The 12,022-nt window shown below is 36.4% G+C and carries 11 protein-coding genes; all 11 read left to right on the forward strand.

The genetic code is table 11. The annotated features are described in order from the left end of the window. The first annotated feature begins 74 nt into the window (after positions 1 to 74). The 11 genes from prfB to liaX all read left to right on the forward strand — a co-directional run bounded on the left by prfB (position 75) and on the right by liaX (position 12,001). A protein-coding gene (gene prfB / locus RU96_RS00850) for a peptide chain release factor 2 (RefSeq protein WP_143350941.1) occupies positions 75 to 1,188 on the forward strand; the annotation gives its coding sequence in 2 pieces (ribosomal slippage) (positions 75 to 146 and positions 148 to 1,188; 1,113 coding nt in all). A gap of 102 nt (positions 1,189 to 1,290) precedes the next feature. After that, on the forward strand, positions 1,291 to 1,977 hold the full coding sequence (gene ftsE, locus RU96_RS00855; RefSeq protein WP_071863656.1) for a cell division ATP-binding protein FtsE: 687 nt from the start codon (positions 1,291 to 1,293) through the stop codon (positions 1,975 to 1,977). After that, complete coding sequence (gene ftsX / locus RU96_RS00860) at positions 1,970 to 2,854, forward strand: permease-like cell division protein FtsX (RefSeq protein WP_071863657.1); 885 nt, start codon at positions 1,970 to 1,972, stop codon at positions 2,852 to 2,854. Before ftsE ends, ftsX begins: the two co-directional genes overlap by 8 nt. Positions 2,855 to 3,084: 230 nt before the next feature. Further along, positions 3,085 to 4,536, forward strand: a complete 1,452-nt coding sequence (gene cls / locus RU96_RS00865) for a cardiolipin synthase (RefSeq protein WP_071863658.1) — start codon at positions 3,085 to 3,087, stop codon at positions 4,534 to 4,536. Between the two features lie 323 nt (positions 4,537 to 4,859). Further along, positions 4,860 to 5,714 carry a phosphate ABC transporter substrate-binding protein PstS gene (locus RU96_RS00870; RefSeq protein WP_071863659.1) on the forward strand — a complete coding sequence of 285 codons (855 nt, stop codon included), beginning with the start codon at positions 4,860 to 4,862 and terminating at the stop codon, positions 5,712 to 5,714. A 285-nt stretch (positions 5,715 to 5,999) separates the two neighbouring features. Further along, positions 6,000 to 6,920, forward strand: coding sequence for a phosphate ABC transporter permease subunit PstC (gene pstC, locus RU96_RS00875; protein WP_071863660.1), 921 nt, complete (start codon positions 6,000 to 6,002; stop codon positions 6,918 to 6,920). After that, positions 6,920 to 7,804, forward strand: a complete 885-nt coding sequence (gene pstA, locus RU96_RS00880; RefSeq protein WP_071863661.1) for a phosphate ABC transporter permease PstA — start codon at positions 6,920 to 6,922, stop codon at positions 7,802 to 7,804. Before pstC ends, pstA begins: the two co-directional genes overlap by 1 nt. A gap of 62 nt (positions 7,805 to 7,866) precedes the next feature. Then, complete coding sequence (gene pstB / locus RU96_RS00885) at positions 7,867 to 8,673, forward strand: phosphate ABC transporter ATP-binding protein PstB (protein WP_071863662.1); 807 nt, start codon at positions 7,867 to 7,869, stop codon at positions 8,671 to 8,673. Positions 8,674 to 8,705: 32 nt separating this feature from the next. Further along, positions 8,706 to 9,464, forward strand: a complete 759-nt coding sequence (gene pstB, locus RU96_RS00890; RefSeq protein WP_071863663.1) for a phosphate ABC transporter ATP-binding protein PstB — start codon at positions 8,706 to 8,708, stop codon at positions 9,462 to 9,464. Positions 9,465 to 9,474: 10 nt separating this feature from the next. Beyond that, positions 9,475 to 10,152, forward strand: coding sequence for a phosphate signaling complex protein PhoU (gene phoU / locus RU96_RS00895; RefSeq protein WP_071863664.1), 678 nt, complete (start codon positions 9,475 to 9,477; stop codon positions 10,150 to 10,152). A gap of 337 nt (positions 10,153 to 10,489) precedes the next feature. Further along, the gene (gene liaX / locus RU96_RS00900) at positions 10,490 to 12,001 is read left to right on the forward strand and encodes a daptomycin-sensing surface protein LiaX (protein WP_071863665.1); all 1,512 of its coding nucleotides are present in this window, start codon (positions 10,490 to 10,492) and stop codon (positions 11,999 to 12,001) included. Positions 12,002 to 12,022: the final 21 nt, after the last annotated feature.

A 12,022-nucleotide genomic window follows, 5' to 3' on the forward strand; every position in this document is an offset into this window, starting at 1 on the left:
GATAGAAACGACAAATTACATTGCAATGATGTAATAAATTAAAAATAAAAGAACTTTAACAGGAGGAACTTTCAATGGAATTAAATGAAATGAAGCAGCAATTAACTGCAATGAAAGAACAAATTCAATCTTTTAGGAGGTCTCTTTGACTTAGATGAGTTAGAAGAGTCCATTGCTGAAGCAGAAAATCAAATGGCTGAACCGGGTTTTTGGGACGATACCCAAAATGCCCAAAGGGTTATTAATGAAAACAATGCTAATAAAGCGACATATGATCAATTCAACCAATTGGCGGAAGAAGAAGAAGAATTAGCTGTGATGGTTGAAATGTTAGAAGAAGAAAACGATGCAGAAATGGCAGCTGAACTGGAAGCAAGATTACCGGTGCTAAAAGAAAAATTACAGACGTATGAGCTTTCGTTACTATTAGATGAACCTTATGATCACAATAATGCGATTTTAGAATTGCATCCAGGCGCAGGTGGTACAGAATCGCAAGACTGGGGAAGTATGCTTTTACGGATGTATACACGCTGGGCAGAAAAACATGGATATCAAGTCGAAACGCTCGATTATCAAGCTGGCGATGAAGCGGGAATTAAAAGTGTCACGCTTTTAATTAAAGGACACAATGCTTTTGGTTATTTGAAATCAGAACGAGGCGTTCATCGTCTAGTTCGCATTTCTCCTTTTGATTCTAACGCTAGACGTCATACCTCTTTTTGTTCGGTTGATGTAATGCCAGAACTAGATGACACAATCGATATTGCAATTAATCCGGATGATTTAAAAGTTGATACGTACCGCGCTAGTGGTGCGGGGGGACAGCATATCAATAAAACGGAGTCTGCTGTACGGATTACTCATATTCCAACTGGTGTTGTGGTTGCTAGCCAAGCGCAACGCTCTCAACTAAAAAATAGAGAACAAGCAATGGGCATGTTAAAAGCAAAATTGTATCAATTAGAAGTTGAGAAAAAAGAACAAGAAGCCGCTGCCTTAAGAGGCGAACAGTTAGAAATTGGATGGGGCTCACAGATTCGCTCGTATGTTTTCCATCCTTATTCCATGGTAAAAGACCATCGTAGTAATTATGAAACCGGCAATGTGACAGCTGTCATGGATGGTGATTTAGATGGCTTCATTGATGCTTTCTTAAAATTGAAATTACGACAAGCAGAACAATAAGTTTCTTTTAAATGAAATCAAAATGTAAACTTATGAAAGATTACTGCAATATTGACATGGTATAATGAGCGGGTATGAAAAAAATGAGATGGAGAGATAGCCATGATTGAAATGAAGGATGTAATGAAGAAGTACTCTAATGGTACGACTGCCATCCGTAATATCACCATCGATATTGATCAAGGTGAGTTTGTTTATGTGGTCGGTCCTTCCGGCGCAGGTAAATCAACCTTTATTAAATTGATGTATCGAGAAGAAAAAGCTACCAAAGGCGTTTTGAATGTCGCTGGTTATGATTTATTAAAAATCAAAAACAAGGAAGTTCCTTTGTTGCGCCGCGAAATTGGCGTCGTTTTCCAAGATTACAAATTGTTACCAAAAAAGACTGTTTACGAAAATGTAGCTTATGCGATGCAAGTAATTGGTCGTAAACCACGGGATATTAAAAAAAGGGTAATGGAAGTTTTAGACTTAGTTGGTTTAAAGCATAAAGTCCGCGTTTTCCCAAGTGAATTATCTGGTGGGGAGCAACAACGGGTCTCAATTGCCCGGGCTATTGTCAATACCCCGAAAGTGTTAATTGCCGATGAACCAACCGGTAACCTAGACCCTGAAAATTCATGGGAAATTATGAAATTATTAGACCGCATTAACGGACAAGGAACTACCATTGTAATGGCAACTCACAATAGTACGATTGTAAATACGATCAGACACCGAGTTATTGCCATTGAAAATGGTCGCATTATTCGCGACCAAGCGGAAGGAGAATATGGTTACGATGATTAGAACTTTTTTCCGCCACTTGTTGGAAAGTATTAAGAGTTTAAAACGTAATGGTTGGATGACAATTGCTTCTGTCAGCGCGGTTACCATTACGTTAACTTTAGTGGGAATTTTCATGGGTGTTATTATGAATGCCACTAAATTGGCGCAAGATATTGAAAAAAACGTTGACGTCTCAGTCTTTGTGGATATTGGAACAAAGCAGGCCGATATGGATAAGCTAAAGACAGAACTAGAAGGTTTGGACCATGTTAAAGGGGTTCGCTTTTCTAGTAAAGCAGATGAATTAAAGAAAATTCAAGATGCAATGGGAGATGCATGGCAACAATTTGAAGGAGATAGTAATCCTCTTTACGATGTATATGTTGTCAGTGCAGAAAACCCGCAATATACCAAAAACATTTCCAAAGAAGCTGGCGAACTGAGCAATGTTTTTAAAGCCGATTATGGTGGTACCAATTCAGATCGTATCTTTAAAATTGCCGATGCGGTAAAAACATGGGGATTAGCAGCTGCTGTTCTTTTAGTCTTTGTTGCGATGTTTTTAATTTCAAATACGATTCGGATTACCATTTTATCACGGCAAAGAGAAATTCAAATTATGCGCTTAGTAGGTGCTAAAAATGGGTACATCCGTTGGCCGTTCTTTTTAGAAGGTGGCTGGATTGGTTTATTAGGTTCAATCGTACCGGTCTTGATTATGGTATTTGGTTATAATCAAGTTTATCGCTGGGTGAACCCGTCATTACTTCGTTCTAACTACAGTTTATTAGCACCGGACACATTTACTTGGCAAATTTGTCTTTTAATGGTGGTCGTAGGTGTTGTGATTGGCTCAATTGGTTCGGTAATGTCAATGCGTCGTTTCTTAAAAGTTTAATTATCATAATAAGAGCTGTGGCAAAAGCGCCACAGCTCTTTTTCAAATAAACAGGATGACAAAAACAGCTTCTTTTAAGTAAAGTACAATTTAACTAGCTCTTTTCTTTTTTAATAAAAGGTATATTTTAATAACTTTTTGGAACAGCTTCTTTTTGGTTATTCTTTACTTTGGTTAATAAGTCGGCTATCCTTTATAAGGAGAATTTAAATGGAGTAAGGAGAAAAAAGGTGTTGGATTATCTTATACAAAACTTATCGACAATTTTAGTGATTGCCAATATGCTTTTGTCTTTTATTATCATTTTCAGAGAACGAAAAGAAACGGCGCAAACTTGGGCGTGGCTTTTGGTGTTAATGTTTATTCCAGTTGTGGGTTTTATTTTATATATATTTTTTGGTCGAGGCATTTCAAAAGAGAAAATATTTGATTTAAAGATGCAAGGAAAAGTTGGAATGAACGTGGAAATCGAAGAGCAAAGGCAAGCTTTAATGCGCAATTTATTTCCACATCCAGATACGGCCCAAGTAGACGTACGGCAAATTGTTTATATGCTAACAGTTTTTGAGCGTTCTTTATATACGACTGAAAATGAGGTGACGCTGTTTACCGATGGTCGTAAAAAATTTGATCGCCTAATTCAAGATATTGATGCAGCGATAAATCATATTCACATGCAGTACTATATTTATCGTAGCGATAATTTAGGGGTAGAAGTGCGAGACGCTTTAATTCGAGCTGCTAAAAGAGGCGTAAAGGTCAAAGTTTTACTAGATGCTTGGGGGTCTACCCAAGTGAGTTTAAACTTCTTTAGTGACTTAAAAGACGCTGGCGGAGAAGTATCGTTATTTTTCCCACTCTTTGTACCTTATATTAATCCGCGCATTAATTATAGCAATCACCGTAAAATTGTAGTGATTGATGGGAAAATTGGGTATACAGGCGGTTTTAATGTTGGTGATGAATATTTAGGTAAGGTTGAAAAATTTGGCTACTGGCGGGATAATCATCTGCGCATTTTTGGCCCAGCTGTCTATTCATTACAAAACCGATTTTTAATGGATTGGAATTCACAACATAAAAATGAAGTGCTTTATGCAGAAGAGTATTTTCCGGCAATCATATCTTCTGGTAAAATTCCGATGCAAATTGTGACAAGTGGTCCTGATTCAGAATATGAACAAATTAAAATGACGTATTTAAAAATGATTGGCATGGCTAAAAAAGAAATTCTGATACAAACGCCTTACTACATCCCCGACGAATCGATTCATGAAGCGATTAAGTTGGCATTGTTGTCTGGGGTCCACGTACAAATTCAAATTCCCAATAAACCTGATCATCCGCTTGTTTATTGGGCAACGTATTCTTTTGCTGCGGAATTGTTAGAATATGGCGCAATCATTGAAACCTATGAAAATGGCTTTATGCATGCTAAAACGATGATTATCGATGGTGGTATTGTTTCAGTAGGTTCTGCAAATATTGATGTCCGTTCATTTCGATTAGATTTTGAAGTCAATGCGTTGTTATATGATGAGAAAATGGCAGCAAAAGTTCGTCAAGCGTTTTATAGTGACTCCTTACAATCAAAACGTCTGACTAAAGAGCTATATGATAAACGCAGTGTAATCGTGAAATTTAAAGAAGGTTTAGCCCGGTTGATTTCCCCGTTACTATAAAAAAAGACTGGCTTTAGCCAGTCTGCTTTCATTTCACCGCATATGGGGAGAATGCTGTTGAAATGGTGAAAAGTCATACTAAAACTCGATTTGGGGTATTTCTTATTTTGGGGAAGTAAGAAAAAATCAAGTTGTAAATGATACTTTTCACAAACTAGTATAGCATAGGAAAAAATAACTGGATAGTATTTTTGTAACCCTTACCAAAATTTGCCAAAAATTTTTTCGTTTAAATCACTGACACTTAATGTTAAAATATTGACGATATATAAGACGCTTTACATTACAAAAAAAGTAATAGCAAAGATGACAAGGAGCAGATGATGAAAAAAGCATTATTATTTGTAGCATCTTGTGGGCTACTTTTAGGTCTAACAGGCTGTGCTAAGTGGATTGATCGCGGTGAATCGATCACAGCTGTAGGATCTTCAGCCTTACAACCTTTAGTAGAAACCGTAGCAGAAGAGTATCAAAATAAATATCCTGGTAAATTTGTTAACGTCCAAGGTGGCGGTAGCGGTACCGGTTTAAGTCAAGTTCAATCTGGTGCAGTTGAGATTGGCAATTCTGACTTATTTGCCGAAGAAAAATCTGGCATTAAAGCCGATCAGCTGGTAGATCACAAAGTCGCAGTAGTGGGCATTACCCCGATTGTAAATAAAGGGGTTGGCGTAACGGAGCTAACGATGGCGCAACTGCGGGACATCTTCTTAGGTAAGATTACCAATTGGCAAAAAGTTGGTGGAAAAAACCAAGAAATTGTCATTTTAAATCGTGCTGCCGGTAGTGGTACACGTGGTACTTTTGAAAAATGGGTGCTGGATGGTAAAACTGCAATGCGGGCGCAAGAACAAGATTCGAGTGGTATGGTTCGGCAAATTGTGGCTGATACACCAGGAGCTATCAGTTATGTAGCATTTTCTTATGTGACAAAAGAAGTCGCAACGTTAAAAATTGATGGTGTTTCACCAACTGATGAAAATGTCACTACGAACGACTGGAAAATATGGGCCTATGAGCACATGTATACTAAAGGCAACCCAACGAAATTAACAAAAGATTTTCTAGACTATATTTTATCTGAAGATATTCAAACCAATATTGTCGGAAAATTAGGCTATATCCCTGTTTCTGGTATGAAAGTAGAACGTGATTGGCAAGGAAATGTGATAAATTAAAAGAAAAGCATTTTGTCTTTTTAGGCAAAATGCTTTTTCTTTGTGAGATTTACAATAATTTAAACAGAATAGCCGCAGTTTTAAAATTAAGATATTTAAGTGATAGTAAATATTAAAGTTTTTTTGGTATAAAAAGTCAGTCCGTAAAGAAACAAAGTTTACACAAAATTTACAATAAGTTAAAAGCAAATTGATTTTAGGCGAGTAAACTAGAACAGTAAGGGAGTATGTCTTAAGCGTTAATCAAAATGTGTTATACACTTGAAATATAAGGAGGAATTCTCTTTGGAAGATGTAAGAAAGGCTTTGTTAACCAAATCAAAACGGGCTAAAATGGAAACACGCGGAAAAATAATCAGTTTTTTATGTATAGCATTAATTGTGCTAGTCGTTTTGTCCATTTTTTATTTTGTTGCCAGTAAAGGTTTAGCAACATTTTTCACAGACAAAATTAATGTTTTGGACTTTTTATTTGGAACACAATGGAATCCAAGTCAACTGGGGGCTGATGGCAAGCCAATGGTAGGCGCGCTTCCGATGATTGCGGGTTCTTTTATCGTTACTTTTTTATCTGCCATTGTAGCAACACCTTTTGCGATTGGTGCCGCAGTTTTTATGACGGAAATTTCACCTAAGCAAGGACAAAAAATCTTACAACCAGTAATTGAATTACTCGTAGGGATTCCTTCAGTTGTATATGGTTTTATTGGATTATCAGTAATTGTTCCTGCAGTACGTTCTGTTTTTGGTGGTACCGGTTTTGGTATTTTAGCAGGTACATTTGTCTTATTCATCATGATTTTACCAACTGTTACGACTATGACTGTCGATGCTTTAAAAGCAGTACCAAGACATTATCGAGAAGCTTCTTTAGCTTTAGGGGCAACGCGTTGGCAAACTATTTATAAAGTCGTATTGCGCGCCGCCGTACCAGGAATTTTAACGGCTGTTGTTTTTGGGATGGCGCGAGCTTTTGGAGAAGCATTAGCGATTCAAATGGTGATTGGTAATGCAGCACTCATGCCAAATAGTTTGGTAACTCCTGCTTCCACATTAACCTCTATTTTAACAATGGGAATTGGAAATACGATTATGGGTACAGTTGAAAATAATGTTTTATGGTCACTGGCACTTATTTTATTATTAATGTCATTAGTCTTTAATATTGTGATTCGTCTAATTGGTAAGAAAGGGGCCTTGAAATAATGAATGCAAAACGTTCTGATAAAATCGCAACGGGGGTTTTATATGCTATTTCAGGCATTATCGTTTTGATTTTAGCCTCTTTACTTTTATATATTCTTGTTCGTGGCGTGCCACATATTTCCTGGGATTTTTTAACGAAACCTTCAAAAGCTTATCAGGTTGGCGGCGGTATCGGGATTCAGTTATTTAACTCTTTTTATCTTCTTTTTATTACTATGTTGATCAGTTTTCCGATTTCACTGGGAGCGGGGATTTATTTATCGGAATATGCCAAAAAAAATTGGTTGACCGATGTCATTCGTACCTCAATTGAAATCCTAAGTTCACTACCATCGGTTGTCGTGGGGTTATTTGGTTTCTTGGTTTTTGTTATTCAGTTTGAATATGGCTTTTCAATTTTATCTGGAGCCTTAGCATTAACCTTCTTTAATTTGCCTCTTTTAACGCGTAATGTGGAAGAATCGTTACAAGCGGTTCACTATACGCAAAGAGAAGCAGGCTTAGCACTAGGCTTATCTCGCTGGGAAACAGTAACCCGTGTGGTTGTACCAGAAGCGACACCAGGTATTTTAACCGGCGTAATTTTAAGTTCAGGTCGTATTTTTGGTGAGGCGGCTGCTTTAATTTATACGGCTGGCCAAAGTGCACCGGCACTTGATTTCACAAATTGGAATCCATTAAGTGTTTCAAGTCCTATTAGTATTTTCCGTCAAGCTGAAACGTTAGCCGTGCATATTTGGAAAATCAATACAGAAGGCACTATGCCTGATGGCGCAGCAGTTTCTGCGGGTGCTTCTGCTGTTTTAATTATTGCTGTTTTAATCTTTAATTTTGGCGCACGCGCTGCAGGAAAACGTCTCTATAAAAAAATGACTTCTGCATAAAATTTTTTACCAACTGTCTATAAGAGGGCAAATTCCTTACAATTTGAACAAGGAGAACTGTTATGAGTGCTTATAATTTAGAAGATCGTCATATTATCACTTTAGATAAGAATCAAGAAAAGGCTTTGTATACAGATGATTTACATGTTTGGTACGGGCAAAATGAAGCCATTAAAGGTGTGGATTTAGAATTTGAAAAAAATAAAATTACGGCTTTAATCGGCCCTTCTGGCTGTGGGAAATCAACATATTTACGTTCTTTAAATCGAATGAATGATGGTATTGCCAATACCAAAGTAACTGGAAAAATTATGTATAAAGGCGTCGATGTGAATCAGTCCAATGTCGATGTTTATGAAATGCGTAAACGAATCGGCATGGTTTTTCAACGGCCCAATCCTTTTTCAAAATCAATTTATGAAAATATTACCTTTGCCTTAAAACGTCATGGTCAAAAAGATAAGAAAAAACTAGATGAAATTGTTGAAACAAGTTTGAAACAAGCGGCCTTATGGGATCAAGTAAAAGATAGTCTGCATAAAAGTGCGCTAGCTTTATCTGGTGGACAACAACAACGCTTATGTATCGCGCGAGCAATTGCGATGAAACCAGATATTTTACTTTTAGATGAACCCGCTAGTGCTCTTGATCCGATTTCAACGGGGACGGTGGAAGAAACACTCGTTAACTTAAAAGAAAACTACACTATTATTATTGTGACGCACAATATGCAACAAGCTGCCAGAATTAGTGATTACACATCGTTTTTCTATTTAGGAAAAGCGATTGAATATGATGAAACGCGTAAAATCTTTACCCGACCAAAAATTAAAGCGACAGAAGATTATGTTTCAGGACACTTTGGTTAATTGTAAGTTTATTTAGATTATGGAGGAATAAAATGTCAGAAGTAATCATCCAATCAAAAGATTTACACCTCTATTATGGTGAAAAAGAAGCGTTAAAAGGAATATCACTAGCCATCAACAAAGGAGAAATTACTGCCATGATCGGCCCTTCTGGCTGTGGGAAGTCCACTTATCTTCGTTCTTTAAACCGCATGAATGATTTAATTCCAAATGTAACGATTACGGGTAATGTGATTTATAAAGGTAAAGATATTTATGCTCCTAAACAAGATACCGTGGAATTACGTAAAGAAATTGGCATGGTTTTTCAACAACCCAATCCTTTTCCATTTTCAATTTACGAAAATGTTATTTATGGGTTAAAATTAAAGGGCGAAAAAGATAAACAAAAACTTGATCAGGTAGTAGAAGAAAGTCTTAAAGCAGCTTCAGTGTGGGATGATGTCAAAGACAAATTGCATACTAGTGCGTTATCTCTTTCAGGTGGGCAGCAACAACGCGTATGTATTGCCCGTGTTTTAGCCGTCAATCCAGAAATCATTTTACTTGATGAACCCACCAGTGCGCTAGATCCAATTTCATCGGGGAAAATCGAAAATACATTGTTAGAATTAAAAGAGAATTATACAATGATTATGGTAACCCATAATATGTCACAAGCTTCACGAATTTCAGATAAGACAGCTTTTTTCTTAGATGGTAATTTAATTGAGTTTGATGATACAAAAAAAATCTTTTTACAACCGCAAAAAAAAGAAACAGAAGACTATATTTCTGGAAGATTCGGATAGGAGGGAAAATATGTTACGAACACAATTTGAAGAAGAGTTATTAAATCTGCATAACCAGTTTTATGAAATGGGGATGATGGTTAGTTCGGCTGTGCATAAATCGGTACGAGCTTTTATTAAACATGATAAAGAATTAGCCAATGAAGTCATTAATAACGATGAAGCTATTAACGATATGGAAGTAAAATTAGAAAAGAAAAGTTTTGAAATGATTGCCCTACAACAACCTGTGACAACGGATTTACGCATGATTATCACGGTAATGAAGGCCAGTTCTGATTTAGAAAGAATGGCAGACCATGCGGTTTCAATTGCTAAATCGACAATTCGGGTAAAAGGTGAAACTCGCATTGCTGAAATTGAAAAAGATATTTCAGATATGTCAGATTACGTGAAGAAAATGGTTGATAATGTCTTAGTGGCATATGTTAAAACAAATGAAAAAGACGCCCGGATGATTGCCCAAATGGATCAACGAATTAACGACTACTATGCTTCTATTTATGAAAAGACGATTATCAGCATGAAAGAAAATCCTGAAACGGTTATTAGTGGTACCGATTATTTATCTGTTGCTCAGTATTTAGAACGAATTGGCGATTACGTCACGAATATTTGTGAATGGATTGTCTACCTTGCTACCGGTAAAATCACTGAATTAAATTCAAATCATGATGAAAGTTTTTAAGTCAACTATCGTTATAAAATTTTAGCTCGTCGACACAATGGTCACTTTTTGAATTTGACCAAGTGTTTGCGAGCTTTTTATTTTTTATTAATTATTAATAATTGGTGAGTAGAAGAAATTGACAGATAACAGAAACAAGTAACTCATTTTTATCCGGATAATCAGGTTGCTGGGAGTAGTTTTAAAATTCAAATAAAAATTATTGAAGGCTTGGGAGTGAGATTTGTCTGAAGGTGGAGAAAAAGTTACGTCTTAAGTCCTATGACAAGTAACTACAAAGCAGGCATAATATACGTGTAAGGAAAACTTGCAAATAATAATTAAGGAGGCAATTTCCATGAATGAAAGAGAACGAATTTTGGATTTAGTGAAAAAAGGTGTACTTTCAACGGAAGAAGCCTTAGATTTGCTGGAAAGCATGGCAACTGTCAGAGATGAAAAACAAATCAAAAAGGCTAGTGAATCAATTCATGCCGATACTGTAGAAGATAACAATGATACTGTTGATGACAAATCAGCTGCAAAAAAAGAAGTTGAAGATATTTTAGATAATTTAGCGACAGAAGCAGGTAAAGCATCTGCCGAGTTGGATGAATTAAATGTTGAAATTGCAGGTGTAAAAGAACAACTAGCTGAAGTTCGCCACGCGTTAATGGAGTACAACACAAAAGAAGAGCTAGAAATGCTTAGTGAATCAGAGGTAGCACAACGCCACTTACTAGAAGAAGATATTAAGGATTTAGAAGCTTCTTTAGATGATTTAATCGCTGAAAAAGTTGCGTTAGAAGCACAACTAAAAGGTATTAAAAAAGATCAGTGGCAAGAAGCTAAAGAAAAACTTACTACTAAAATTGATTTACCTGATGATTGGAAAGAACAAGCGACAGATGCGATTAATCAAGCCGGCGAAAAAATGGCAGAAGCTGGCACACATTTAGGCCGCTTTTTAAAACAAACCTTTCAAACTGTTTCTGAAACAGTAAATGACAACGTGGAATGGAAAGATATTAGTTTGAAAGTTCCCGGTGTAGCGACAACGAAATTTGAGCATACTTTTGAATATCCTGAAACTAAAGCGAGCATTTTAGACGTTAAAGTAGCTAACGGGAATATTCGTTTTGAATTATGGGATGAAGCGGGCGTTAAAGTCGATGCCAAAGTTAAATTATATGGCAAAATGAATGAAGCAACACCTTTTGAAGCATTTGAAGCTAGAAGCAAAATTGAAGTTGACGATGACCATATCTCATTTCAAGTACCCAATAAACGTGTAAGAGCAGACTTAGTCTTCTATTTACCAAAACGTATCTATGACCATGTTTCACTCCGTTTATTAAATGGCGATGTCACAGTGAAAGAATTAGATGCAAAAGATGTATATACCAAATCAACGAACGGAAATATTGAATTTCAAACCATCAATGCCACGATGTTGGAAATTGAAGGTGTTAATGGTGCCATCGATGTATTTAAAGGGAGTATCTTAGATAGTATTATTGAAACTGTAAATGGGACAGTGACAATGACAACTACGCCACAGACATTAGGTGTTTCTTTGGTTAATGGCGATGTCCGTTTAACTTTTAAAGAGAATAATTTGAAAAAAGTCAGCGCCAGTTCTGTCAATGGCAATGTGAAAATTGCCTTACCTGCTTCTTTAGGTGTGGAAGGTAATGCAAAAACTAGCTTAGGTAGTATTAACTCTCGCATGACTGACTATGATGTTGTCAGAGAGAAAAAAGAAAAGATGAATCAAATGCTTCAATTCCGTCGCCTTAGCGAAGAAGAAGTTGCACATGTAGAATTGACAACGACGACAGGTAATATTTTCTTAAAAGATGCTGAATAAAAAATAAGACAAATAAAAACA

It is taken from the genome of Enterococcus canintestini, assembly GCF_001885735.1.
In the GTDB taxonomy this organism is placed as follows: Bacteria; Bacillota; Bacilli; order Lactobacillales; family Enterococcaceae; genus Enterococcus_C; species Enterococcus_C canintestini.

Coding starts and splice junctions, on each gene's coding strand:
- pstA (WP_071863661.1), top strand. CDS start 6,920: ATGAATGCAAAACGTTCTGATAAAATCGCAACGGGGGTTTTATATGCT.
- ftsE (WP_071863656.1), top strand. CDS start 1,291: ATGATTGAAATGAAGGATGTAATGAAGAAGTACTCTAATGGTACGACT.
- pstB (WP_071863663.1), top strand. CDS start 8,706: ATGTCAGAAGTAATCATCCAATCAAAAGATTTACACCTCTATTATGGT.
- liaX (WP_071863665.1), top strand. CDS start 10,490: ATGAATGAAAGAGAACGAATTTTGGATTTAGTGAAAAAAGGTGTACTT.
- phoU (WP_071863664.1), top strand. CDS start 9,475: ATGTTACGAACACAATTTGAAGAAGAGTTATTAAATCTGCATAACCAG.
- pstB (WP_071863662.1), top strand. CDS start 7,867: ATGAGTGCTTATAATTTAGAAGATCGTCATATTATCACTTTAGATAAG.
- ftsX (WP_071863657.1), top strand. CDS start 1,970: ATGATTAGAACTTTTTTCCGCCACTTGTTGGAAAGTATTAAGAGTTTA.
- RU96_RS00870 (WP_071863659.1), top strand. CDS start 4,860: ATGAAAAAAGCATTATTATTTGTAGCATCTTGTGGGCTACTTTTAGGT.